The organism is Nonomuraea sp. NPDC050536 (genome assembly GCF_044457685.1).
Classification (GTDB): Bacteria; Actinomycetota; Actinomycetes; order Streptosporangiales; family Streptosporangiaceae; genus Nonomuraea.
In genome coordinates this window covers 79263-102516 of record NZ_JBITHD010000013.1, presented here as the reverse complement: position 1 = coordinate 102516, position 23254 = coordinate 79263, and the positions used below count along the sequence as shown (strand labels likewise).

Sequence of the window (23254 nt, the reverse complement as noted above, 5' to 3'; positions counted from 1 at the left end):
CGACAGGCCGTAGCGTTCGCGGCATGGAGCTGAGCACCCGCATCCTCAACCGGACCACGCTGGAACGGCAGCTGCTGCTGCGCCGCGCGGAGCTGTCGCCGCTGGCGGCCATCGAGCGCCTCGTCGCGCTGCAGGCCCAGGAGACCAACGCCCCCTATGTCGGGCTGTGGACGCGGCTGTCGTCCTTCACCCAGGACGAGCTGATCAGTCTCCTGTACGGCAAGCAGGTCGTGCGGGGCGGGCTCCTGCGCGGCACCCAGCATCTGGTGGGCGCCGAGGACTACCTGTGGGTGCGGCCGCTGATGCAGGAACGCCTCGGCAAGGGGCGCCAGGCGGCCTTCGGCAAGGCGACCGGCTCGGTCGACCTGTCCGAACTGGCGCGGGTGGCGCGGGAACACCTGCGGGGGCGGACGCTGACCCGCACCCAGCTGCGCGACCTGCTGGCGCCGCGGTGGCCCTCGGTGGATCCTGCGGCGCTCGGGTGGTCGGTGCAGGCGCTGGTGGCCGTGATCCACACGCCTCCGTCCGGGGTCTGGAACCGGGGTGGCGGGACGCCGTTCACGCTGGCCGAGGAGTGGCTCGGGCGGCCGCTGTCGTCCTGCCCGTCCGTCGAGCAGCTCGTCGTGCGGTACCTGGCCGCCTTCGGGCCGGCCAGCGTCATGGACATTCAGGCGTGGTCGGGGCTGACGCGGCTGCGGCCCGTCGTGGACGGGATGGGGCTCCGGCATTACCGCGATATTTCAGGACGTGTCCTGTATGACCTGCCCGACGCGCCGCTGGCCGCCGGCGACGTCCCGGCGCCGGTGCGGTTCCTGCCCTACTTCGACAACCTCATCGTGGCCTTCCACGACCGTTCCCGGCTGATGACTTCGGATCAGCGCAAGGAGATCTGCGTCGGCTCGATGGTGTACCCCACGTTCCTGGTCGACGGAATTGTCGGTGGCATGTGGGACCTTAAGGACGCCACGCTGACCGTGCGGCCGTTCCACCCCTTGCCACCTGCGGCGATGGACGAGCTGGCCGCGGAGGGGGAGCGGTTGCTGGCGTTCGCGGGCGTGTCCGGAGGGAGCATCGCATGGCAACCACACAGCAGCTCTTCGACGACCTGAGCCAGGAATACCTCATCCGGCCCACGGTGAGCACCGGGCGCATGCTGCACGCCGAGGGCCTCAAGGTCAACGGCAAGGTCTTCGCCTTCCTCTCGAACGACCGGCTCATCCTCAAACTCCCGGCGGAACGCGTCATCGCCCTGGTCGCCAACGGCGAAGCCCACATCTTCACCTCCGGCAACCGCAAGATGCGCGAATGGGTAGCCATCACCACCCAAGAAACCTGGGAACCCCTCCTGGCCGAGTCCTACACCTTCGTAACCTCCCAAACCCGCGCCCCCTAACAGTGATGCGCAGAGACGAGGCGGCCGGACTGGAAGAGTGGGCGATCACGGTGCGCAGGAACGGCGGCGGAAGCGAGCGCGCCATGACCGGCGCGTGGTATGGGGCACCCCGGCGTGGGGTTTCCCGCGCCGGGGCGGCGAGACGTGGCACGGGAGTCGTCGGCGCGTTCGTACGGTGGGCCACCGGTGGTTGCGGGGATCAGGGGGTGGCCTCAGATGCCGGTCGGTCCCGGGGGCGGTCGACCGGCGTCCGGGGGTGGGCTTAGGTCTCTGGCGGTCCCGGGGGCGGTCGATCGGCGGTGGTTCAGGTTGGCAGTGGGGCCTCGAGCTGGGTTAGTTCGGCGTCGCTCAGCTTGAGCTCTGTGGACTGGGCAGAGTCCTGGATGGAGGCCGGACGGCTGGCTCCCGGGAGCGGGATTACCGCCGGGGAGCGGGTCAGCAGCCAGGCCAGGGCGATCTGCTGCGGGCTGACGCCGTGCTCGGCCGCGATTCGGTGGAAAGCGGTGCCCGCTGAGGTCGAGCCCGAGGGTCCGTCGAGGGAGCTGCGCGAGATGCCGCCCAGCGGGCTCCAGGGCAGGAAGGCCAGACCCAGCTGTGTGCTCAGCTGTAGTTCCGGCTCGCTGGTGCGCACGGCGGGCGAGTACTGGTTCTGTACGGATACGAGTCCGTCGCCGAGGATCGCGTGCGCCTCGCGGATCTGGTCGGTGGTCACGTTGGAGATCCCGGCGGCGCGGATCGTGCCGGCGTCGAGCAGCTCGCGCAGCGCGCCGACGGAGTCGGCCCAGGGCACGGTCGGATCCGGCTTGTGCAGCTGATACAGGCCGATGGCCTCGACGCCCAGTCGGTTCCGGGAGGCCTCGGCGGCGCGCTTGAGGTGGGCGGGCGTGCCGGTGACGGTCCAGCTGCCGTCGCCGGGGCGGCCGCGGCCGCCCTTGGTGGCGACCAGGACGTCGGAGGTGTCGCCGCCGTAGCGGGCCAGGGCGCGGGCGATGAGGAGCTCGTTGTGGCCGGCCTCACCGGCGTGCCAGTGGTAGCTGTCGGCGGTGTCGATGAACGTGATCCCGGCGTCGAGGGCGGCGTGGACGGTGGCGATGGCCCGCTCCTCGTCGGGGCGGTGCTCGATGGACAGTGGCATCCCGCCCAGGCCGACGGCGCTGACGGTGGTGTCTCCGATGGTGCGGTACTGCATGGTGGATCTGTTCCTCAAACGGTGGGAGTGGCGGATGCGTCGATGGCTTCGGCGACGGCGCCGGGCAGCCAGTCGGCGGTGCGGGAGAAGAAGAAGCCCAGGTCCTTCGCGCGGGCGTTGCTCATGGCGTAGTGGCGGTCGAAGGAGAACGGCGAGGCCGGCTCGCCCGAGCCGACGGTCCGGTACACGGGCTCACGCCCGGTCTTCGAGGCGATGGTCGAGGCCAGATCGCGTACGTCGAGCAGGCCGTCGGAGCAGGCGTTGATCGGACCGGTGAAGTCGGTGGCCGTGGCCGCCCACAGCAGCAGGTCCGCCAGCTCCTCGTAGTGGATGAAGACCGTGGGCAGCGCCTCGGCGTGCACGGCGATCTCCTTGCCCAGGGCGATGTGCTCGATGTAGTGCGCCAGCCGGCCGGTGAACTCCTGCGCGCCGCCGCCGAGCACGTGGGCGCTGCGCACGGAGGCGAACTCGAACCCGCCGTCCCGGGCGAAAACGGCCTCCGCTTGGCGCTTGCCCTCGGCGTAGTGGGCCTCCAGGTAGGCATCGTCGCGCCAGGGCAGGTCCATCCGCACCAGCCAGGCCGCCGGGTCCACGATCCCTTCCGGCACCGCGGTGCCATGCGGGACAGACGAAAGCGCGGCGGTCGCCGGGTCGTACACCTCGATCGTTGATGTCATGACGAATCGCCGGGTACGACCGCGAAAAGCGCGGGCGGCGATCGCGGCCTGCACCGGGGTATAGCAGACCTGGTCAACGACCACGTCGAAGGTGCGGGAACCGATGGCGGCAGTGAGGGCGCTCTCGCGGTTGCGGTCGGCGACGAGGTGCACGACACCCTGGGGCGGCGGGGTGGAGCCGCGGTTGATCACAGTCACCGTGTGTCCCGCGGCCTGCAGCCGCTCGACCAGGAGCTTGCCGAAGTACCGGCTACCGCCGACAACGCAGATCTCTTGCATGCCCCCATCCTGGCGGCCTACCGTCACCAGCAGAATTACCGACTTACTGGATGCGTATTAAGGAATACTGTTGATCGACGTACAGCGGCTGCGCGTCCTGCGGGCCGTCGCGGAGCACGGCAGCTTCAACCAGGCGGCGACGGCCCTCCGTCTCACCCCCTCGGCCGTCTCCCAGCACGTGGCCGCCCTGGAGCGCAGCCTGGGCGCCCAGGTCGTGGCGCGCAGCACCCGCGGGGTCACCCTGACCCAGGCCGGCCGGATCATGGTCGGCGCCGCCGAGTCGGTCGTAGCGGAGCTCGAACACGCGAAGCAGCAGGTCGACCGGCTCGGCACGGGCCGCACCCAGCTCACCGTCGCCACGTTCACCAGCGGCGGAAGGCTTCTGCTGCCCGGCGCTCTCGCCCGGCTGATGACGGCCCATCCCGACACCGTGGTTCACGTCAGGGAGGACGAGCCCGAAGACAGCCTGTCCCTGGTCCGCCAGGGTGCCGTGGACCTCGCCCTCGCCTACCACTTCGACGGCCCACTGCCCGGTCAGAGCTCCAGCGTGCAGTGGACTGCGCTCATGGAAGACCCCCTGCACGTCGTCCTGCCAGAGGGGCATCGACTGGCCGGCCGCGATGCGCTCGAAATCGCCGATCTGGCGGCCGAGGCCTGGGTGCTCGGCTGCCTCAAAACCGAGGCCTATCTGCGCCGCTACGCCGAGCGCGCAGGCTTCGACCCGGAGGTGCGCGGCACGACGACCGACTACTTCTTCGCCCGCTCGCTGGTCGCCGCAGGCATGGGGATCTCACTGATCCCCTCCATCGCGCTGACCCCAGAACTGCCAGGTCTGCGCACCGTCCGGATCGAGCCGCCGGCTCCCATCCGGCACATCGGTGTCGCCAGGATCGGCCGCCGCGAACACCCCCAGGTCACGATGCTGATCCAGGCTCTCCAGGAGCAGGCGGCGGCCGCAGAAGAAGCGTGACCGCGGGGATCAGCGGGTGGCGTAGGTGCCGACGGAGGGTTCGAGGAGGGTGAAGATCTGGGTGGCCATGGGGCGTAGGGCTGCGGCGATGGTGTCGGGGGATTCGCCCGCGAGTGTGCGGGTCTGAAGTTCGCGGAACAGGAGGCGGTGGGCGGCGGCGAGTTGGGCGGCCACGGCGCGGGCGGTAACGGTTTCCGTCTCGGAAGCGTTAGAAGGGGACCCGGGTTCGGGAGCGGCCGGGGATGGGGATACGGGTTTCCGGGGGCTCGCCGTACCCGGAACGCCGGAAGCACCCGGAGTGTCGGACGTGCTCGAGGAGGTGAGCTCGTGGAGGAGGACCGCGGCGAGGGCGGCTTCGCGCTGCTCGTGGAGGTCTCGCAGGCGGGCCACCAGCGTGGGGCTGTCAGCGATCATGCGGGCGAACTCGCGCCCGGTGAAGCCGATCACCGGATCCCGCCGGTCGAGCGCCTCCATGAAGGCCCGCCGTACCGCTGCCAGGGCCGATTCGCCGGGGGCGCGGTCGCTGACCGCGTCGGCCAGGCTCGCCACGAACGCCTCGTGGTGGTCGAGCGCCAGGTCCTCCTTGCGCGGGAAGTAGTTCGTGACGGTCATCTTGGCCACGCGCGCCGCGTTGGCGATGTCGGCGATGGTGGTCTTGTCGAAGCCGCGCTGCAGGAAGAGTTGGGTAGCGTGGTCAGAGATGGCCTGCCTGGTCTCCCGCTTCTTCTGTTCCCGCAATCCCAAGGTGTCGGTGCCCATAGCCCCTAGTGTGCCACGAATTTTTAGGTTCGACCTTATTTTAGGTTGACGACTCGGCTGGAGCGACCTAAAGTTGTGTCCAGCCTAAGTTTGGACGTAGCCCGAGCGAGGAGAAGATCTTGTCCCAAGCCGCAGAGGAAATCGTCCTGGACGACAACGCCCCAGTCCCCGGCGCCGACTCGGTCAAGGCGTATCTGAAGGAGATCGGCCGGGTGCCGCTGCTCACCGCCGAGCAGGAGATCGAGCTGGCCAAGCGCATCGAGGCGGGCCTGTTCGCGCGCGAGCGGCTCGACACCGAGCCGGGCCTGTCCGCGGACCTCCGCGCCGACCTGGCGTGGATCGCCGAGGACGGCATACGCGCCAAGGAACGGATGCTGGAGGCCAACCTGCGCCTGGTCGTGTCGATCGCCAAGCGCTACACCGGGCGCGGCATGCTCTTCCTCGACCTGATCCAGGAGGGCAACCTCGGCCTGATCCGGACCATCGAGAAGTTCGACTACCGGCTCGGGTTCAAGTTCTCGACCTACGCCACCTGGTGGATCAAGCAGGCGATCACCCGCGCCATGGCCGACCAGGCCCGCACCATCCGCATTCCCGTGCACATGGTCGAGCTGATCAACAAGGTGGCCCGGGCGCAGCGCCGCCTGCAGACGGAGCTCGGCCGCGAGGCCACGCCCGAGGAACTCGCCACCGAGACGGAGCTGACGGCCGATCGCGTCATCGAGATCCAGAGCTACGGCCGCGAGCCCATCTCCCTCGAGACGCCGCTCGGGGAGGAGGGCGACAGCCAGTTCGGCGACCTCATCGAGGACACCGAGGCCATCTCGCCCGCGGACGCGGTGTCGTTCACGCTGCTGCAGCAGCAACTGCGGCACCTGCTGGACGACCTCACCGAGCGCGAGGCGGGCGTCATCTCCATGCGGTACGGCCTGGCCGACGGCAAACCCATGACCCTGGACGAGATCGGCCGCGTCTACGGCGTCACACGGGAACGCATCAGGCAGATCGAAGCCAAGACCATGTCCAAACTCCGCCACCCCTCCCGCTCCCTCGCCCTCCGCGACTACCTCAGCTAGCCCTCGCCCCCGTCGGAGGGGCAGGAGGCTGGATCCACCCGTTTTCGGGACACTCCCACCACCTGCGCTGAGGCAGGAGGCGGTATATAGGGGTTATGGATGTTGAAGCGGTTGGGTTTGTCCGGGGTGGGCGGGACGCGGCGGTCGACGATCACTGGGGGGCGGAGACCGCGGTGATCCGGGTCGAAGGGTTCCCGGAGGAGGCGTTGTACGGGCTCGACGAGTTCTCGCACCTCGAGGTGGTCTATCGCTTCCATCTGGTGAGCGAGGAGAAGATCGAGACGGGAGCACGGCATCCGCGCAACAACCCGGAGTGGCCGCTGGTCGGGATCTTCGCGCAGCGGGGCAAGAACCGGCCGAACCGGATCGGCGTCTCCCGGTGCGAGCTGGTCAAGGTCGACGGGCTGGACATCCACGTCAAGGGGCTCGACGCGATCGAGGGCACGCCGGTGCTGGACATCAAGCCGTACATGCGGGAGTTCGGGCCGCGGGGCGAGGTGCGGCAGCCCGCGTGGGCGGTGGAGCTGATGCGCGAGTACTACTGACATCGCGGAAGCAACCTTTCCGCATTGGCCTCTAGTGTGACGGTCATGAAGAACATGACGTGGGCAGAGGTCAGCGCGAGGCGGCTCGAGCGGCAGGGGCTCGGCACGCCGTACAAGGGCATCGACGACAACCGGGGCGGCGCGGCAGCCGGGGTCGTCGGGGCGATGTGCGGGGCGCACGCGCAGGTGATGTCCGCGGCCGAGGTGTCGGTCGGGATGCGGCTGGAGGGCGCCACCCGGGCGGACGTGCGTGAGGCGCTGTGGAGCGATCGGAGCCTGGTGAAGACGCATGGGCCGCGGGGGACCGTGCACCTGCTGCCCGCGGCGGATCTGCCGATGTGGGTGGGGACGCTGTCGTCCATCCCGGCCGGGAGCTCGTTTGCCGGCCGCGTGCGGATGACGGGCGAGCAGACCGACGCGGTGGTGGCCGCGATCGCGCAGGTCGTCGACGGTGTGGAGTTGACGATCGACGAGCTGAGCGACGCGGTGATAGCGGCGACGGGGCCGTGGGCGGGGGATCTGGTGATGCCCGGGTTCCAGACCATGTGGCCGCGGTGGCGGCAGGCGATGGCGCTGGCGGCGCACAGGGGCGCGTTCGTGTTCGGGCACAATCGCGGGCGCAAGGTCACCTACACCAGCCCGCCGCCCGGGCTACCGGTGGTCGACGGGCGGGCCGAGCTGGTCAGGCGCTATCTGCAGGCGTACGGCCCGGCCACGCCGGAATGGTTCGCCCAGTGGATCGGGGCGTCCAAGACGTGGGCCGTGGCGGCCTTCGGCCTGGTCGACCTCGAGGAGGTGGCCGTCGAAGGGATACCCGCCTGGGTCCTGGCTGGCGACACCGGGGACGGCGAGGCCAGGGGCGTGGTGCGGCTGTTGCCGTACTTCGACGCCTACCTGGTGGCGGGGCGGCCGCGGGAACTGCTGTATCCGGGGCGGGCCGCCGAGCGGGCGCTGGCCGGTGGACAGGCGGGCAACTACCCGGTGCTGCTGGTCGACGGGCAGGTGGCGGGGGTGTGGCATCAGCGGCGCTCGGGCAGGAGGATCGACATCACGGTGGAGCCACTGCGGGCGCTCACGCGGCGCGAACTCGAGGAGCTCGATGAGCAGGCCAGGCGGCTGGGGGAGATCCTGGAGGGGACGCCCCGGCTCACGATCGGCACGGTGACCGTGGGGGCGCACGCGTGACGATGGGAAGGTGATGGGCCGGTGGAGGTCGACTGGCAGGCCGTACGGCGCAAGGTGCACACGCGCGGCTGGGCGCGGGACGTCGTGGCGCAGGTGCGGGCCCAGTACGAGCGGTGGCGCCTGGACCTGCGGATCCCGGGGCCCGACAAACCGTCGGCGTGGACCCACCACTACTTCTGCGACAGCGACGGGGCGCCGCTGCGCTTCGACGCGACCTCCCCGGAACGGCACGCGTGCACCAAGTGTGGCCGTGTCTACACCGGTGAACCGTGGGACGGCGCCTGGCGGACCCGCATGCACAACCAGGCGGCCGCCCAGGCCCAGCGTGCCGCCCTGCTGATCCGGCTGGCGGAAACCGCCGCCCCGACCGCCAGGCGGAACCCAGCCGGCAAGCAGGCGAAGGCCCCGCACATCCCGGCACCCCGGCCGATACCGCCGGTTCCCGCGGAAGACGCCTGGCTCATGACGGCCCCGCCGGTCGGCGCCCAGGAAAGGGTGGTGGCCGTGTCCTCGCCGGTCGCCGAGCTGGAACGGATCTTCACCGCCTACGACTACCAGGCCTACGAGCCCCACGGTGCCCACGCCGGCATCGGACGCGTCCACCCCCAGTCCCTGGACGAGGCCGTCTGGACCGTCGGCATGCTGCGCGCCCTCAGATGGGCGGGCGACGCGGCGACCGGGGAAACCGCGCAAGCCGCGGCCGCGATGGCGGAAGGCCTCGTCGACCTGCTCAAACCCCAGGTGGGCGCGATACACAACATCCACTGCTGGCTGCTGGCCGCCCTGGCCGAATGCGCCGCCCTGCTCGACGACCAGCCGCTGCTGGCCTGGTGCCGCGACAGCGAATACGGCGTCGAGGCCCAGATCCGCCAGGGCTTCCACCCGGAAGGCCTCTGGTACGAGATCAACCCGCACTACCACTACTACACCGTGGCCGCCCTGCTGTCCTATGCCGAGGTGGCCGGGCTGAGCGACGAGGCCCGCACCCGCCTGGCCCGCGCGATCGACGCCCCGCCCGCCCTGGCCTACTCCGACGGCCGCCTGCCCGCCTACGGCGACGGGTGGGCCAAGTGCTTCCTGGGCGACTTCGCGCCACAGGCCGAGGCCGCCTGGGGCCGGCTCGGCCCGGTGGACCTGGGCGCCTACTACGCGACCCGCCAGCCGAACCCGGCCCGCCTGTGGTTCGGCAACCCCGACCACGCCGACAAGGACGTCGTGCTGCCCGGCCGCTCGTCGGTGGCGGCGCTGGTCTTCGGCCCCGACGACCTGCCGGCCGCCCAGCAGCCTCGCCGAAGCTTCGTCTGGACCCACGCGGGCATCGGCGTGCTGCGGTCACCGCACGTGCGGCTGGCGATGCGGTTCGGCCCCGACGCCGGCGGCCACGACCACCGCGACAAGCTGGCCGTGGACGTGGAGACCGCCGCCGGCTGGACCAGCCTGGACCTGGGCACCAGCGGCTACGGCTCCGACTTCACCACCTGGCTGCGCTCGCCGCACGCCCACAACCTGATCGTCGTCGACGGCGCCCACCAGCCCCCGCACACCGGCCGCCTCCTCGACCACTCGCCGCGCCACCTGTCCGCCGAGTCCGCCTGGGGCGGCCACACCTTCCGCCGTACGGTCACCATCACCGACACCGGCTGGACCGACACCTACGAAGCCCACCTCGACGGCGAGCACGACCTCGAGTGGATCTTCCACGGCGACGGCCCCTTCCAGGCGGCCGAGACCGAACCCGCCGAGCTCGACAACCCCTGGCTCCGCGACGTCAGACGCATCACCGGCGACCGCGTCGACGGGCACTGGCCCGGCTCGCCCCGCCTCACGATGCCGATCCCCGACGGCTTCCACGCCTACACCGCCACCGCCGACGGCAACCCCACCGGCCGCCCGCTCGGCCTCATCCTGCTGCGGGGACGCGCCCGCCAGGCCGCCTTCGAGGCCGCGTTCGAGCGATAGCATGTAGCAGGCGTGTGCAGTAATTGCGCACGCCTGCCATGTTCGGAAGGGGCGTGAGCCGTGGCACTCACCGAGGCCCGCGCGCAGGGCTGGCGCACGCTGGCCGCACTGCAGAGCCGCATCGAGGTCAAGATCGAGCGCGCGCTGCAGGACGAGCACGGCCTCAGCGTCAACGAGTTCTGCGGCCTCCATCAAGGCCTGACGTCTTCCGAGCCCTCCTGTTCGGCAGTCTTTCCAGCGGCGCCGACCTCTGCTTCGTGGTCGCCGAGCCGCTCGGGGACGTGATCGCCTATATCTCCCGTACTGGCGTCCCGCTTGAAGAGAGACCCGTGTCCCGGGATCCGCCGAGGGTTTCGTCTCGGTACCAGCCGAGGGTTTCGTAGTGTCCGCGAGGTCGCCTACCAGGCGCCGGGTCGGCGAGAAGGTGTGCGGCGGAGGGCGGCGCCCTGTACGGCGCTAAGCCACGGCCGGGGTGCCACGATCACGATTCGGCGTTGCGGCGAGGTAGCGGCACCGACTCGCCAGAAGCGCCGGTCAGAGGTCCTTAGCCGAAGTGCGGGGGGCGGCCGGTGGCGGTGGCTTGCCGTACAGGAACTTGCCTGAACCGGCCGCAACAGACCCTGCAGTACACGAACCTGCCTTAACAGAGCCTGGTCTACACCCACCCGCCACAGAGAGGTGGTCAGGGAGAGAGGAAGTTGCGGAGGAGGGCGTCGAGGGTGGTGGTGTCGGTGGGGGAGAGGCGGGAGGCCAGGCGGGCGAGGTTGGTGGCGTGGTCGGCGAGGGCGGCGTCGATGACGCGCAGGCCATCCTCCGTCAGCGTGACGCGGAAGCTGCGGCGGTCGGCGGGGTCGAGGGCGCGCGAGACCAGGCCGGCCGCCTCCAGGCGGTCGAGGCGGTTGGTCATCCCGGCCCGCGACATCATCAGCACCTCCGACAGCTCCGACGGGATCAGCGTGTACGGCGGGCCGGAGCGGCGCAGCGCCGCGAGCACGTCGAACTCGCCCTGCCGCAGGCCGTGCCGGGTGAACACCTCGTCCACCGCGTCCTCGACCAGCCGGGCCGCCCTGGCCAGGCGGGCGAAGACGCCCATGGCCTCCAGGTCGAGGTCGGGCCGTTCGCGCCGCCACTGCGCGAGTATCACGTCGATCGCGTCCTCCATTCGGTCAGCTTATTCGAGACCGGATAGTCAGAGCCTGAACCACCTCCTCCTCGACCAGGTCGTGGTTGAGTATGAAGGCCGCCGCGGCGCCCATCCCGGCCGCCGTGATGACCTGGGCCCGTGGATCCACGACGTTCCCCACCGCCCAGACCCCGTCCACGTTGGTACGGCCGGAGGGGTCGGTGACCACCCAGCCGTTGGCCTGCTCGCAGCCCAGCTCGGTGAGCACGGCGTCGTTGGGCACCATCCGCGGCATGACGAACACTGCCGTGCGCGGCACCACCCGGCCGCCGGCGAGTTCGACCCCGCGCAGCCGGCCACCGTCGACCACCATCCGGGTGATCTTCCCTGCCACCACGGGCACGCCGCGCGCCTCGAGCCGCTCGAGCTCGTCAGCCGTCGGCTCGACCTCGCCGGGGAAGAAGACGACGTCGTCCGACCACTGGCGCAGCAGCAGCGCGTGCGGCACGTTGCCCAGCACGCCGAGCGGCTCGTCGCGCACCTCGTAGCCGTGGCAGTAGGGGCACTGCAGTACGTCGACGCCCCACCGCTCGCGCAGGCCCAACTCCAGCAGCGCGGACGGCGGCATGCCGTCGCGTGACAGGAAGCTGTGCATGTGCTCGGCGGGCGCGTTGCGCGGCTCGCCGGAATCGATCACCGCCACCCGACGGCGGGCCCGCCCGAGCACGAGTGCGGTGCTCAGCCCGGCCGCGCCACCACCTATGATCACCACGTCGTATGTGTCGTTCATGCGGCCAAGACTGCGCAGCGGGCACCCCGGCGACAACATTTGTTGCCGTTTCTGGGAAGCTGTCCGGGTGGAAGACCGGATCGCCGTGGCGCTTGCCGAGGTGGGACCGCGGCTCAAGCGCCTGCGCACCGCGCGGGGCGTGACGCTGGCCGCGCTGTCGGAGTCCACCGGCATCTCCAAGAGCACACTGTCGCGCCTGGAGTCGGGCCAGCGGCGCCCCAGCCTGGAGCTGCTGCTGCCGATCGCGCAGGCCCACCAGGTGCCGCTCGACGAGCTGGTCGGCGCGCCCGAGGTCGGCGACCCGCGCGTGCGGCTGACGCCCCGCCGCGTCAACGACCAGGTGGTCCTGCCGCTGACCCGCCATCCTGGACCGCTGCAGGCGTTCAAGTCGATCATCCCGGCCTCCCGCAGCAAGCCCGACCCGTGCACGCACGAGGGCTTCGAATGGCTCTACGTGCTGGCCGGGCGGCTCCGGCTGGTGCTGGCCGACCACGATCTGGTGCTCGGGCCCGGCGAGGCGGCCGAATTCGACACCCGGCTGCCGCACTGGTTCGGCAGCACGGGAGAGGGGCCCGTTGAGGTGCTCAGCCTCTTCGGCCGCCAGGGAGAAAGGATCCACGTCCGTGCCAAGCCCAAGGCCTAGCCTGCTGCCCAAGGCGCACCTGCACGTGCACCTGGAGAGCACCATCAGGCCCTCGACCGTGCTGGAGCTGGGCGGGCCGCCCGAGCCGGACAGGCCGTTCGCGAGCTTCGCGGAGTTCGCCGACCACCGGGCTCGCGTCCGCGAACGTGTCCGGACTTATGACGACTTCCGGAGGATCGCGGTCGAGTTCTGCGAGGACGAGGCCGCCCAGGGCACCCGCTACGCCGAGCTCACCTTCACCGCCGCCGCCCACGGCGAACGCGTCGGCGACCTCGGCATGCCACTGGCCGCCGTGATCGACGGCCTCGCCGAAGGTCGCGCCCACGGGATCGAGTGCCGGCTGCTGCTCGACCACTCCCGCCGCCGGCCCGTGGAACGCCTCTGGCAGACCCTGGAGCTGGCCGCCGGGCACGAGGAGGTCGTCGGGATCGGCCTGGCGGGCGACGAGGCGTTTTCGTTGGCGCCCTTCGCGCCCGTCCTCGACGCGGCCAGGGACGCCGGGCTCCACCTGGTCCACCACGCCGGTGAGACCGCCGGGCCCGCCAGCATCCGCGAGGCTCTCGACCTCGGGCACGCTGAGCGGATCGGCCACGGCATCCGCGCCCTCGAGGACCCGGCGCTCGTCGCCGAGCTGCGCGAGCGCGCCGTGCCGCTGGAGGTTTGCCCGAGCTCGAACGTCCTGCTGGGAATCGTCCCGTCGCTCGCCGACCACCCGCTGCCGCTGCTGAGCGAGGCGGGCCTGCGTGTCACGCTCAACACCGACGGGGAGACGGCGCTCGCCGACGAGTACGCGCGCGTCCACGACCTCTTCGGCTACGACCTGGCCGCCCTGGCCACCGCGGCAGTCGACGCGTCGTTCGCCCCCGAGGCCCTGAAGGCGAAGCTCCGCGCAGAGATCACCGCCTGGGACACCTCCCAACGTGATTCCGCAAGGGCTTGAGTTTCCTGTACGGCGGCCGCCGCTACCGGCCGCCCGCCGTACTTCCGCAGGGGCTTGAGCTTCTTGTACGGCGAGCTGCCGCTACCGGCCGCCCGCCGTACTGCGGCTGAGGGCCCCTGACCGGCGCTTCTGGCGAGTCGGTGCCGCTTGCTCGCCGCCACGGCACTTCGTGATCGTGGCACCGCGGTCGTGGTCACGCGCCGTACAGGGCGCCGACCTTCGCCGCACCACTCCTCGCCGACCCGGCGCCTGGTAGGCGAGGCTCGTGGCTGCCGGCGGAACCCGGCGGTCAGGCAGCCGTGCGACAGCGCCCCTCACGACAGCGCCCTTTGCGACAGCGGCCCTTGCGACAGCGTCCACCACGTCAGCGTTCACCACGTGGGCGGATGGGTTAGGCGGATTGGCGTTGGATGAGGCGGATGCTGGCGGGGGGAGTGGGGGATGGGGTTTCGCCGGAGATGAGGGCTAGGAGGCGGGTGACGACGCGGTCGGCGGTGGTGTCGTGGTCGGTGCGGATCGTGGTGAGCGGTGGGGCGCTGAGCGGGGCGGTGGGGATGTCGTCCACGCCGATCACGGCCAGGTCCGCGGGCGCCGACAGGCCGCGTTCGCGCATGCCCGCCAGCACCGCGAAGGCCGTCTCGTCGTTGTAGCAGCAGACCGCCGTGACGTCGCCCTTCCAGCGATCCACCGCGCGGGCCGCCGCCGCGGGGTTGAGAGGCACGTCCACGACCAGCGGCTCGGGCATGCCCAGCGAGGCGCACGCCTGCTGGACCCCTTCCAGGCGCGGCCGGCACAGGTCGGTCAGCCGCTCGTCGGGGTAGAAGGCGAAGCCGAGGCGGCGGTGGCCGTGTCCGTGCAGGTACTCGGCCTGCATCCGGCCGATGCGTACCTGGTCGACGGCCTTGGCCCTGGCTTTGGCGGTGCCCGGGATCACATGGGTGGCCAGCACCCCGGCCGCCCGCATCGCGGCGAGCTCGGCCTCGTCGAAGTCCTCGTAGGCGATCACCGCGCACGGTGTGATCGCCTTCCACACCTCGGTGATGGGCCGCGCGTGCCGCCCTCGCGGGTGCACCATGAACGTCAGTCCGTGGTCGGCCAGCGCCGTCGACATGTGGTCCAGGAACTCGCCCGCCGTGGGCCCGATCGGCCAGTCGGGAAGCAGGCACAGCACCACGTCGCTGCGCCCGGCCCGCAGCGTCCGCGCCGCGGCGGAGGGCGCGTAGCCCAGGCGGGCGGCGGCGGCCAGGACCCGTTCCCGGGTGCTCTCGGGGATCTTCTGGGTGGACACGTCGTTGAGCACGTAGCTGACCGTCGCCCGCGACACCCCTGCCTCGCGCGCCACGTCCACGCTCGTCACCCGACGCCCCACTACACCTCCTCCCACCACGCACCGCGACCCGACCCACCACACCACATGCCGCAAAGCCCACATGCCGCGTGGTACGGCAAGCCCGCACCACCGCCTGCACGCCGCACGGCAAACCCGCACCGCATGCCGCGTGGAACGGCGAGCCCGCACCACACGTCGCGTAGTACGGCGAGTGCCGAATGACGCACAACATAGCGCGGGTGCGACAGGCCCGTGCCTTGCGTCGGATCGTCGGATTCGTGGGCGCGGTTTCCCTCTTGTCAGGATTCCACGCTGAGCATAACTTACTCGTGTCAGTAGCGCCGTAGATCGGGGAGCTCCATGAGCACGCAACTGTCCGTCCAGCTCTACTCCGTCAGGCAGGACTTCGCCGCCGACCCGGGCGGCACGCTCGCGCGGCTGGCGGGAATCGGGTTCCGCCAGGCCGAGCCGTACGGGATCGTCGACAACCTGCAGGCACTGCGCGAGGGCCTGCTCGCGGCGGGACTGACGGCGCCCACGGCGCACCAGCAGCTCATCGGGCGCGACCAGGAGGAGGTGTTCGAGGCCGCCAAGGTGCTGGGCGTGACGACCGTGATCGACCCGTTCACCCAGCCGGAGCGCTGGAGCGACCCGGTCGAGGTGGCCGACATCGCCGCGGCGATCAACGCCGCCGCCAAGGCCGCGGCCCCGCACGGGATCACGGTCGGCTACCACAACCACTGGTGGGAGCTGAAGTCGCAGCTGGGTGGGCGCAGCGCGCTGGAGGCCTTCGCCGAGCAACTGGACCCGGACGTCGTGCTGGAGGTCGACACCTACTGGTCGACCGTCGGCGGCGCCGACACGCCTGAGCTGCTGCGCCGCCTGGGCGAGCGGGTGCGCGCCATCCACGTCAAGGACGGCGGCCTGGCCCAGGACGCCACCGGCCAGGTCCCGGCAGGCCAGGGACGGGTGCCGATGCGCGAGGTGCTCGCGGCGGCGCCGGCGGCGCTGCGGGTGGTGGAGTTCGACAACTACGACGGCGACATCTTCGACGGCCTGTCCGCCAGCTACGCCTACCTCACTGGGGAAGGCGCGTGAGCGCGGTCGGGGTCGGCGTCATCGGCGCCGGGGTCATCAGCGACACCTACCTGAAGAACCTGATGAGCTTCCCCGACCTGAACGTGCGCTTCGTGGCCGACCTCGACCTCGAGCGCGCCAAGGTCCAGGCCGGCAAGTACGGCGTGGCCGGTGCGGGAAGCGTGGATCAGCTGCTCGCCGACGACGACGTCGAGATCGTCGTCAACCTGACCATCCCGGCGGCGCACGTCGAGGTGGGCCTGGCGGCGCTCGCCTCCGGCAAGCACGTCTGGACCGAGAAGCCGCTGGCCCTGGACCGGGCCGGCGGGCGTGCGCTGCTGGACCGGGCGGCCGCCGCCGGGCTGCGGGTGGCCTGCGCGCCGGACACGGTGCTCGGCGCCGGGTTCCAGACGACCAGGCGGGCCGTGGCCGAGGGACGGATCGGGACGCCGCTCACGGCGTTGACGCTCTTCCAGACGCCCGGGCCCGAGGTGTGGCATCCGAGCCCCGAGTTCCTGTTCCAGGCCGGCGGCGGGCCGCTGATGGACATGGGTCCCTACTACCTGACCGGGCTGGTGCAGCTGCTCGGGCCGGTGCGCCGGGTCTTCGCGGCGGGCGGGCGGGCCCGTGACAGGCGGGAGATCGGGTCGGGACCGCGGGCCGGGACCACGTTCGAGGTGAGCGTGCCCACGACGGTCACCGCTCTGGTGACCTTCGAGTCCGGGGCCTCGGCGCAGGTGCTGCTCACCTTCGACTCCGGGCTGGCCCGCACCGGCTTCTTCGAGGTCACCGGGAGCCTGGGCACCGCGGTCGTGCCCGACCCGAACCGCTTCGACGGCCAGACCGCCCTGCACCTGCTCGGCGCCGGGGACCCCGTCGCCCTCACGCCCCACGGCCACACCGCCCAGCGCGGCACCGGCGCCCTCGAACTCGCCCGCGCGATCCGCGCCGGGGTGCCGGAGCGGGCCTCGGGGGAGTTGGCATTCCACGTCCTGGACACGATGCTCTCCATCGACGAGTCCCTCACGCACGGTGAGCCCGTCGAGGTGGCAAGCACGGTCGACATCCCACCCCCACTCCCCGCCGACTGGAACCCCCACGACCGAACCCTCTGACCCTCTGCAGTGGAGGGCGGCGCCCTGTGCGGCGGGAAGCGGGGCCGGGGGCGTGGATCCTGGACGCCGTGACGGCGAGCAAGCGGCACCGACTCGCCGGAAGCGCCGGACGCGGGTCCAGTAGACGCGACGGCGGGCGGCCGGTTGCGGTGGCCCGCCGTACAAGAGCAAGCCCGCCGTACAAGAGTAAGGAGGTATAGGGGCAGGCGGCCGTACAAGATCGTGAAGGAGTTATCGGGAGCAGGACGCGTCGAGGAGGGAGAGGGCGGCAAGGCGCGCGTGGGCGGCGGCGTCCGGGGTGGTGGGGTGGTGGTCGGCGACGATCGTGGCGCCGGTGATGAGGATCAGCAGCTGGCGGCCCAGCGACGCGGGCTCGGCCGCACCCGCGCGGCGGGCGATGTCCGTGAGCAGGGAAAGGCGGCGCTCCAGGTGGCGGGCGGCCAGGCCGCGCTCGGGGTCGGTGTGGTGCTGGGTGGCGGCGTTGAGCATGGCGCAGCCGCGGAACCCGGGCTCGGCGTGCCAGCCCGCCAGCGCGTCGAACACCGCCGCCAGCATCGCCCGGGGATCAGGACCCGCCTGCTCGGCAGCCTCGCTCAGCCACCGCGTCACCCGCTCGCTGCGCTGCTCGAGCACCGCCTCGATCAGGCCCTCCTTGGAGCCGAAGTGCCGGTAGAGCGTCTCCTTGGACACGCCGAACTCCCGGCACAGCTCCGCCACGCCCACCCCGTCGAGCCCGCGCTCGTAGAGCACGGTCGTGGCGTTGGTGAGGATCGCGGCGCGCGTCCTGCCGGGGTCGAGCGTGGTTCCCTTGGGCACTGGCATGAGTAGATGGTACCGATCGGTTCGATGGACTGCTACCGTCATGGCCGTGAACCGAGCTTCCACTCCCGCCGTGACGTTCGACAGCCAGGGCGTCACGCTGGCCGGGCTGCTGCACCTGCCCGCAGGCCCAGGGCCGCATCCCGTCGTGGTGTTCCTGCAGGGCTTCCCCGGCAACGAACGCAGCCTCGACCTGGCCCAGGCCCTGCGCGCCGCCGGCTACGCCACGCTGGTCTTCCACTACCGGGGCTCGTGGGGGATGGGCGGCACCTGGTCGTGGTCGCACGCCCTCGCCGACGCGGCCGCGGTGACGCGCGCCGTGCGACAGGAACCGTTCGCCACTGGGCATCGGCTCGATCCCGGGCGGGTGGCGCTGTTCGGGCACAGCTTCGGGGGGTTCGCGGCCCTGATGACGGCCGCCGCGCTGCCTGAGGTCCGTGCGGTGGTGTCGGTTTCGGCCTTCGACTTCGGTACGGTGGCCCGCTCGCTGACCCCCGGCGGGAGGGACGGCCTGGTCGAGGCGTTCGACGGGGAACTGCTGCCGTTGCGCGGCACCAGCGGGGAGGCCCTGGTGGCGGAGATGGAGGCGGCGGGCGAGCGGTGGAGCCTGGCCGGGCTCGGCGACCGGCTCGCGGACCGGCCGGTGATGCTGATCGGCACCTCCCTGGATGACGTCACGCCCGCCGAGGTCCACCATCGGCCGCTGGCGGAGTCCTGGTCGGGGTGGGTGGAGCAGCACGAGTGGGCCACGGACCACGCCCTATCGGACCACCGCGCGTTGCTGATCGACACGGTGCACGATTTCGTGGATCGACACCTTTGAGAAATCAGGCGCGGGTGCCGTTGCGCCAGATTTCTGCGATGTCGCGGGTGGCGGTGATGTCCCGGGTGGGGTCGCCCGTGACGAGGAGGAGGTCGGCGCGCAGCCCGGGCGCGACGCGGCCGCGGTCGGTGAGGGCGAAGTGGCGGGCGGGCACGCTGGTCGCCGCCGCGAGGGCCTGCGCGGGCGTCAGGCCCGACTGGACGAGCAGGACGAGCTCGCGGTGCAGGCTGGCGCCGTGCAGCGGTGACCAGGGGTTGGCGTCCGTGCCCGCCAGCAGCGGCACGCCCGCCCGGTGCAGCGCGGCGGCGGCGTGCACCGCGTTGGGCACGCCCTCCGGGTGGACCGGGATGGCACTCGTGTCGCGGTCGGTGACCCTGTCGCCGAGCAGGGACGCGATGCGGGGGTCGCGCAGGAGTTCCGCGCCGCGCGGGTCGCCCGTGGCGGCCTCGAAGTAGCTGAGTGTGCTGACCACGAACGTCCCCGCCGCCGCGATCCTGGCCGCCAGGTCCTCGGCCTGCTCGGGGCCCGCGTCGCAGACCACGTGGGCCAGGCCGTCGACGCCCGCGTCCAGGCAGACGAGCGCGTCCCTGACCGTGACGGCGTGCGCGATCGCCCGGAGTCCGGCGTCGTGGGCGGCGGTGACCAGCGCGGCCACGGTTTCCGGGGCGAGCGTCGGCAGGTCCAGGCCCGACACGCTGCCATCGTCGACCACGATCTTCAGGTAGTCGGCGCCCTCGGCCAGCCGGGCCTTCACGAACTCCTCCGGGGACGCGCCCACGGTCTCGAACGCGCCTACCGCGTCGCCGAAATCGCCGTCCACCGACTGCATGATCTGGCTCGGGTGCCCGCCGGGCGCCGTGGCCAGCACTCCCGAGCTCCTCAGGTCGGCCACGTCGTCACGCTCGGCGGCCAGCCTGCGCTGGCGGGCCAGGTTGCCCGGCAGGCAGAACATGTCCAGCTCGGTGGTCACGCCGAAACGCAGCGCCTGGGCGAGATCGCCGTCGAAGGTGTGGGTGTGGGCGTCGATCAGGCCAGGAAGCAGGGTCTTGCCGCGTCCGTCGATCTCCACGTCCGCGGGGCGGTCGTCGGTTTCGGCGATGCGGGTGCCGTCGATCAGCACGTTCGTGGACTCGGTGACGGTCTCGCCGTCGAACAGACGGACGTCCTTGATCAAAGTGCGCATGCTTGGCTCTCCTTTGGTTCGATGAGCGATAGTACGACTGCTAACTATCTTGGGTCAAACTTGTGTGCGCCAATTGCGTTGCCGCGCCACGGGGCCGGTGGCTAGAGTCCGGGCAGCGGATGATCCTTTGAGGAGCTGAGATGCCCGGCCAACCGAGCACGCGCTGACACCTGGGCCACCTAAGGCCTGTCACCGCGTGCTGCACCCGAACTGCGGCACAGCGAATCCCCCTGCCCGGCGACTCAAGGAACCCCTGTGCCGTATCACCCTGCGATGAAGACGATGTGGCGGGACGGTGACTTCCGCAGGCTCTGGATCGGCCAGACCGCCTCCCAGCTGGGGGCGCAGGCCGGCCAGGTCATCCTGCCACTCATCACCGTGATCGCGCTCAACGCCGACGCCCAGCAGCTCGGCGTCCTGCGCTCCGTCCAGCAGGCGCCGATCCTGCTGCTCTCACTGTTCGTCGGCGCCTGGGTGGACCGTCGGCGCACCCGTAACGTGATGGTGCTGGCCGACGTCGGCCGCGCCGCGACGCTGGCCGTGATCCCCGCCGCCTACCTCCTCGGCCTGCTCGGGATGCCGTTGCTCGTCCTGGTCGCCTTCCTCATCGGCGCCCTCTCGGTGTATTTCGACGTGGCCTACCAGGCATTCCTCGTCCGGCTGGTGGAACGCGACCGGCTCGCCCAGGGCAACAGCGCGCTCGAAGGCAGCAGGTCCGCCGCGCAGATCGCCGGTCCCGCGCTCGGCGGAGCGATGGCCTCGCTGCTCAGCGCGCCGATCGCCATCATGGCGAGCGCGTTGTTCTTCGCCCTGTCCTTCCTGTCGATCCGGCGGATCCGGCGACCGGAGCCGATGCCCGAGCCCGCCGTAAAGCAGGCTCGCCTGTGGCGGCAGATCCAGGAGGGCCTGCGCCTGGTCATCGGCGATCCGGCGTTGCGGGCCGTGGGGATCGCCTCTGCCCTCTTCCAGTTCTCCTTCGCCGCCCTGATGACCGTCTACCTGCTGTTCCTGCCCCGGACGCTGCACCTGCCGGGCGCTGCTGTCGGCCTGGTGCTGGCGGCGATGGGCCCGGGCGCGCTGGTGGGTTCCCTGCTGTCGGCCCTGCTGCCGAGACGGTACGGCTACGGCGTCGTCCTGGTGTCCGCCGCGGTGCTCGCCGACGGCGTGATGCTGTGCGTCCCCGCGCTGCACGGATCCTCCGCCGCCACCGTCGCCGCGCTCATGGCGGTCAACTTCCTGTTCGGAGTCTTCAGCCAGCTGGTCGACGTCACCGTCGTCACGGTGCGCCAGGCCATCACCCCCATCCCGATCCAGGGCCGCGTCGTCGCGACGATCAACTTCGTCGGCATGGGCCTGGCCCCGCTCGGCTCCCTCCTGGGCGGCTACCTGGCCGCCTCGCTGGGGTTGCGCACGAGTCTCCTGCTGACCGCCGTCACCTTGGCCCTGTCCCCGCTCTTCATGGCCCTGTCCCCACTCGCCCGCCTGGGAAAAGACCTCCCTGGTACGGCAGGCCACCAGCCCTAGGCCCCACTGATACGGGGCTGTGGACCGTCGCGGGATATGCGAGGTGGGTGGCCAAGGGCGGAGTCGTTGCGGCGGGCGGGCCGTGAGCCATCCCGGCCGGCGCTCGACAGGCGGTCACCGGCGACGGCGAGTCCGCGGCTCCCACGGCGCCAGCCGTACCAAAAGATCTTGCAGTGAGCATGTAGAGGACGTGCGAGCTGCTACGACTAGGAGGCGGAAGAGAGGAGTCGTCGCATGAAGTACATGCTGATGATCTATAGCAACCCGGCGTCCCAGCAGTACATCGCCGAGCACATGGACGAGATCATGGGCGAGGTCGACGCGCTGATGAAGGAGCTGACCGAGTCCGGCGAGGTGGTCGGCGGGCAGGCGCTGGCCGAGGTGACGAGCTCCAGGACCGTGCGGGTGCGCGACGGCGTGCCCGCGATCACCGACGGGCCGTTCCTGGAGGCCAAGGAGCACCTGGCCGGCTACCTGATCGTGGAGTGCGACAGCCTGGAGCGGGCGACCGAGATCGCCGTGCGGTGGCCCGACGCGCGGTTGTGCGCGATGGAGGTCAGGCCGATCCTCGACGAGGTCGAGGGGTGACAGAGGTCGAACGGCTGCTGCGTGAGCTGGCGCCGCAGGTGCTCGGCGTGCTCGTGCGGCGCTACGAACAGTTCGACACGTGCGAGGACGCGGTGCAGGAGGCCCTGCTCGACGCCGCGGTGCAGTGGCCCGAGCAGGGCGTTCCCGACAGCCCGCGCGCCTGGCTGATCACGGTGGCCTCGCGGCGCCTGGCCGACCAGGTACGCAGCGAGAGCGCGCGCCGCCGCAGGGAGGAGACCGTCGCGGCGCGCGAGGACTGGGTGCTCCCCGAGCCGGGCGAGGAGCGTCACGCCGATCGCGACGACACGCTGAGGCTGCTGTTCCTGTGCTGCCATCCGTCGCTGTCGCAGGCCTCGCAGCTGGCGTTGACGCTGCGCGCGGTGGGCGGTCTCACCACGGCGCAGATCGCCGGCGCCTTCCTGGTGCCCGAGGCCACGATGGCGCAGCGGATCAGCCGGGCCAAGCAGCGCATCAGGTCCGCCGGGGCCGGCTTCGCGATGCCGCCTGACTCCGAGCGGCCCCAGCGGCTCCGCGTCGTCCTGCACGTGCTCTACCTGATCTTCAACGAGGGTTACACCGCCACCTCGGGCCCCGACCTGCACCGCCCCGAGCTGACCACGGAGGCCATCCGCCTGGCCCGGATGGTGCACCGGATGCTGCCCGCCGACGGGGAGGTCGCCGGGCTGCTCGCGCTCATGCTCCTCACCGAGGCGCGCCGTCCCGCCCGCACCGACCTCGCCGGCCGCCTCGTCCCGCTCGCCGAGCAGGACCGCACCCTGTGGGATCGCGAAGCCATCGCGGCAGGCGTCGCGCTGGTCAGCCAGGCCCTGCGCACCACGGACCTGGGCCCCTACCAGCTCCAGGCGGCCATCGCCGCAGTCCACGACGAGGCGCCGCGCGCGCAGGGCACCGACTGGCCGCAGATCCTGGCGCTGTATGGCGTGCTGCTCCGCATGGAGGACAACCCGGTCATCCGCCTCAACCACGCCATCGCCCTCGCCATGGTCAACGGCCCGCAGGCCGGCCTCGCCGTCCTCGACGACCTGGCTTCGGACGACCGCCTGGCCGGCCACCACCGCCTCGCCGCCGTCCGCGCCCACCTGCTGGAGATGGCCGGCGACCGGGCCGCAGCCGCAGCCGCCTACCGCGACGCGGCCCGCCGCACCACCAGCCTCCCGGAACAGCGCTACCTGGACTCCCGCGCCTCCCGCCTCGCCTAGCCCTCCGGCCTCGTGCCTTTTCTTCTTGTACGGCGAGCCCCCGCTAC

The 23254-nt window shown here is 71.4% G+C and carries 23 protein-coding genes and 1 pseudogene; 16 read left to right on the top strand and 8 right to left on the bottom strand.

Going from position 1 to position 23254, the window contains the following annotated elements:
• Window positions 1–23 precede the first annotated feature (23 nt).
• Window positions 24–1109, top strand: coding sequence for a winged helix DNA-binding domain-containing protein (locus ACIBHX_RS32160; protein WP_397071106.1), 1086 nt, complete (start codon window positions 24–26; stop codon window positions 1107–1109).
• Entirely contained in the window at window positions 1076–1393 is a 318-nt protein-coding gene (locus tag ACIBHX_RS32155; RefSeq protein WP_397071105.1) for an MmcQ/YjbR family DNA-binding protein, read from the top strand. Before ACIBHX_RS32160 ends, ACIBHX_RS32155 begins: the two co-directional genes overlap by 34 nt.
• Before the next feature lie 304 nt (window positions 1394–1697).
• Here ACIBHX_RS32155 and ACIBHX_RS32150 read toward each other — a convergent pair whose 3' ends face one another.
• Both ACIBHX_RS32150 and ACIBHX_RS32145 read right to left on the bottom strand, forming a co-directional pair.
• Complete coding sequence (locus ACIBHX_RS32150; RefSeq protein ID WP_397071104.1) at window positions 1698–2582, bottom strand: aldo/keto reductase; 885 nt, start codon at window positions 2580–2582, stop codon at window positions 1698–1700.
• 14 nt (window positions 2583–2596) lie between these two features.
• Entirely contained in the window at window positions 2597–3538 is a 942-nt protein-coding gene (locus tag ACIBHX_RS32145) for an NAD-dependent epimerase/dehydratase family protein (protein WP_397071103.1), read from the bottom strand.
• Between the two features lie 70 nt (window positions 3539–3608).
• Here ACIBHX_RS32145 and ACIBHX_RS32140 point away from each other — a divergent pair, with 70 nt between their 5' ends.
• Window positions 3609–4508 carry a LysR family transcriptional regulator gene (locus ACIBHX_RS32140; protein WP_397071102.1) on the top strand — a complete coding sequence of 300 codons (900 nt, stop codon included), beginning with the start codon at window positions 3609–3611 and terminating at the stop codon, window positions 4506–4508.
• Between the two features lie 9 nt (window positions 4509–4517).
• On the opposite strand, the gene ACIBHX_RS32135 is transcribed toward ACIBHX_RS32140, so the two are convergent.
• Complete coding sequence (locus tag ACIBHX_RS32135) at window positions 4518–5267, bottom strand: TetR/AcrR family transcriptional regulator (RefSeq protein ID WP_397071101.1); 750 nt, start codon at window positions 5265–5267, stop codon at window positions 4518–4520.
• 149 nt (window positions 5268–5416) lie between these two features.
• Between ACIBHX_RS32135 and ACIBHX_RS32130 the strand changes: the two are divergent.
• The 5 genes and pseudogenes from ACIBHX_RS32130 to ACIBHX_RS32110 all read left to right on the top strand — a co-directional run.
• Window positions 5417–6343 (top strand): annotated as a pseudogene (locus ACIBHX_RS32130) (RNA polymerase sigma factor); the annotation flags it as partial.
• A gap of 173 nt (window positions 6344–6516) precedes the next feature.
• The gene (locus ACIBHX_RS32125) at window positions 6517–6888 is read left to right on the top strand and encodes an SAM-dependent methyltransferase (RefSeq protein ID WP_397071100.1); all 372 of its coding nucleotides are present in this window, start codon (window positions 6517–6519) and stop codon (window positions 6886–6888) included.
• 45 nt (window positions 6889–6933) lie between these two features.
• A complete protein-coding gene (locus tag ACIBHX_RS32120) occupies window positions 6934–8073 on the top strand; it encodes a winged helix DNA-binding domain-containing protein (RefSeq protein WP_397071099.1) in 1140 nt (379 codons plus the stop codon).
• 21 nt (window positions 8074–8094) lie between these two features.
• Window positions 8095–10032, top strand: coding sequence for a heparinase II/III family protein (locus tag ACIBHX_RS32115; RefSeq protein ID WP_397071098.1), 1938 nt, complete (start codon window positions 8095–8097; stop codon window positions 10030–10032).
• Between the two features lie 60 nt (window positions 10033–10092).
• On the top strand, window positions 10093–10317 hold the full coding sequence (locus ACIBHX_RS32110; protein WP_397071097.1) for a hypothetical protein: 225 nt from the start codon (window positions 10093–10095) through the stop codon (window positions 10315–10317).
• A gap of 397 nt (window positions 10318–10714) precedes the next feature.
• Here ACIBHX_RS32110 and ACIBHX_RS32105 read toward each other — a convergent pair whose 3' ends face one another.
• Window positions 10715–11194, bottom strand: a complete 480-nt coding sequence (locus ACIBHX_RS32105) for a MarR family winged helix-turn-helix transcriptional regulator (protein ID WP_397071096.1) — start codon at window positions 11192–11194, stop codon at window positions 10715–10717.
• A gap of 4 nt (window positions 11195–11198) precedes the next feature.
• Window positions 11199–11945 carry an NAD(P)/FAD-dependent oxidoreductase gene (locus ACIBHX_RS32100; RefSeq protein WP_397071095.1) on the bottom strand — a complete coding sequence of 249 codons (747 nt, stop codon included), beginning with the start codon at window positions 11943–11945 and terminating at the stop codon, window positions 11199–11201.
• A 67-nt stretch (window positions 11946–12012) separates the two neighbouring features.
• Between ACIBHX_RS32100 and ACIBHX_RS32095 the strand changes: the two genes are divergently transcribed.
• Both ACIBHX_RS32095 and ACIBHX_RS32090 read left to right on the top strand, forming a co-directional pair.
• Window positions 12013–12588, top strand: a complete 576-nt coding sequence (locus ACIBHX_RS32095) for a helix-turn-helix domain-containing protein (RefSeq protein WP_397071094.1) — start codon at window positions 12013–12015, stop codon at window positions 12586–12588.
• Complete coding sequence (locus ACIBHX_RS32090; protein ID WP_397071093.1) at window positions 12569–13528, top strand: adenosine deaminase; 960 nt, start codon at window positions 12569–12571, stop codon at window positions 13526–13528. Before ACIBHX_RS32095 ends, ACIBHX_RS32090 begins: the two co-directional genes overlap by 20 nt.
• A gap of 391 nt (window positions 13529–13919) precedes the next feature.
• Here the strand turns inward: ACIBHX_RS32090 and ACIBHX_RS32085 are convergent, their stop codons facing one another.
• Window positions 13920–14897: a LacI family DNA-binding transcriptional regulator gene (locus ACIBHX_RS32085; RefSeq protein ID WP_397071092.1), complete on the bottom strand. Its 978-nt coding sequence runs from the start codon at window positions 14895–14897 to the stop codon at window positions 13920–13922.
• Between the two features lie 321 nt (window positions 14898–15218).
• Between ACIBHX_RS32085 and ACIBHX_RS32080 the strand changes: the two genes are divergently transcribed.
• Both ACIBHX_RS32080 and ACIBHX_RS32075 read left to right on the top strand, forming a co-directional pair.
• Window positions 15219–15956 (top strand): sugar phosphate isomerase/epimerase family protein, encoded by a 738-nt coding sequence (locus tag ACIBHX_RS32080; RefSeq protein ID WP_397071091.1) that lies wholly within the window; start codon window positions 15219–15221, stop codon window positions 15954–15956.
• The gene (locus ACIBHX_RS32075) at window positions 15953–17050 is read left to right on the top strand and encodes a Gfo/Idh/MocA family protein (RefSeq protein ID WP_397071090.1); all 1098 of its coding nucleotides are present in this window, start codon (window positions 15953–15955) and stop codon (window positions 17048–17050) included. Before ACIBHX_RS32080 ends, ACIBHX_RS32075 begins: the two co-directional genes overlap by 4 nt.
• Window positions 17051–17281: 231 nt before the next feature.
• Here ACIBHX_RS32075 and ACIBHX_RS32070 read toward each other — a convergent pair whose 3' ends face one another.
• A complete protein-coding gene (locus ACIBHX_RS32070; RefSeq protein ID WP_397071089.1) occupies window positions 17282–17872 on the bottom strand; it encodes a TetR/AcrR family transcriptional regulator in 591 nt (196 codons plus the stop codon).
• A 46-nt stretch (window positions 17873–17918) separates the two neighbouring features.
• Between ACIBHX_RS32070 and ACIBHX_RS32065 the strand changes: the two genes are divergently transcribed.
• Window positions 17919–18692 (top strand): alpha/beta hydrolase family protein, encoded by a 774-nt coding sequence (locus ACIBHX_RS32065; protein ID WP_397071088.1) that lies wholly within the window; start codon window positions 17919–17921, stop codon window positions 18690–18692.
• A gap of 4 nt (window positions 18693–18696) precedes the next feature.
• Here the strand turns inward: ACIBHX_RS32065 and ACIBHX_RS32060 are convergent, their stop codons facing one another.
• On the bottom strand, window positions 18697–19875 hold the full coding sequence (locus tag ACIBHX_RS32060; RefSeq protein WP_397071087.1) for an amidohydrolase family protein: 1179 nt from the start codon (window positions 19873–19875) through the stop codon (window positions 18697–18699).
• A 273-nt stretch (window positions 19876–20148) separates the two neighbouring features.
• On the opposite strand from ACIBHX_RS32060, the gene ACIBHX_RS32055 reads away from it, so the two are divergent.
• The 3 genes from ACIBHX_RS32055 (at window position 20149) to ACIBHX_RS32045 (ending at window position 23207) form a co-directional block, all read left to right on the top strand.
• On the top strand, window positions 20149–21399 hold the full coding sequence (locus tag ACIBHX_RS32055) for an MFS transporter (protein WP_397071086.1): 1251 nt from the start codon (window positions 20149–20151) through the stop codon (window positions 21397–21399).
• Window positions 21400–21633: 234 nt separating this feature from the next.
• On the top strand, window positions 21634–21987 hold the full coding sequence (locus ACIBHX_RS32050) for a YciI family protein (protein ID WP_397071085.1): 354 nt from the start codon (window positions 21634–21636) through the stop codon (window positions 21985–21987).
• Window positions 21984–23207, top strand: a complete 1224-nt coding sequence (locus ACIBHX_RS32045) for an RNA polymerase sigma factor (RefSeq protein WP_397071084.1) — start codon at window positions 21984–21986, stop codon at window positions 23205–23207. Before ACIBHX_RS32050 ends, ACIBHX_RS32045 begins: the two co-directional genes overlap by 4 nt.
• Window positions 23208–23254 lie beyond the last annotated feature (47 nt).

Bases quoted from the DNA above. Each gene is read 5' to 3' on its own strand.
- ACIBHX_RS32070 (WP_397071089.1), bottom strand. From the start codon at position 17,872: ATGCCAGTGCCCAAGGGAACCACGCTCGACCCCGGCAGGACGCGCGCC.
- ACIBHX_RS32055 (WP_397071086.1), top strand. From the start codon at position 20,149: ATGAAGACGATGTGGCGGGACGGTGACTTCCGCAGGCTCTGGATCGGC.
- ACIBHX_RS32145 (WP_397071103.1), bottom strand. From the start codon at position 3,538: ATGCAAGAGATCTGCGTTGTCGGCGGTAGCCGGTACTTCGGCAAGCTC.
- ACIBHX_RS32080 (WP_397071091.1), top strand. From the start codon at position 15,219: ATGAGCACGCAACTGTCCGTCCAGCTCTACTCCGTCAGGCAGGACTTC.
- ACIBHX_RS32050 (WP_397071085.1), top strand. From the start codon at position 21,634: ATGAAGTACATGCTGATGATCTATAGCAACCCGGCGTCCCAGCAGTAC.
- ACIBHX_RS32105 (WP_397071096.1), bottom strand. From the start codon at position 11,194: ATGGAGGACGCGATCGACGTGATACTCGCGCAGTGGCGGCGCGAACGG.
- ACIBHX_RS32100 (WP_397071095.1), bottom strand. From the start codon at position 11,945: ATGAACGACACATACGACGTGGTGATCATAGGTGGTGGCGCGGCCGGG.
- ACIBHX_RS32135 (WP_397071101.1), bottom strand. From the start codon at position 5,267: ATGGGCACCGACACCTTGGGATTGCGGGAACAGAAGAAGCGGGAGACC.
- ACIBHX_RS32155 (WP_397071105.1), top strand. From the start codon at position 1,076: ATGGCAACCACACAGCAGCTCTTCGACGACCTGAGCCAGGAATACCTC.
- ACIBHX_RS32160 (WP_397071106.1), top strand. From the start codon at position 24: ATGGAGCTGAGCACCCGCATCCTCAACCGGACCACGCTGGAACGGCAG.
- ACIBHX_RS32150 (WP_397071104.1), bottom strand. From the start codon at position 2,582: ATGCAGTACCGCACCATCGGAGACACCACCGTCAGCGCCGTCGGCCTG.
- ACIBHX_RS32060 (WP_397071087.1), bottom strand. From the start codon at position 19,875: ATGCGCACTTTGATCAAGGACGTCCGTCTGTTCGACGGCGAGACCGTC.
- ACIBHX_RS32120 (WP_397071099.1), top strand. From the start codon at position 6,934: ATGAAGAACATGACGTGGGCAGAGGTCAGCGCGAGGCGGCTCGAGCGG.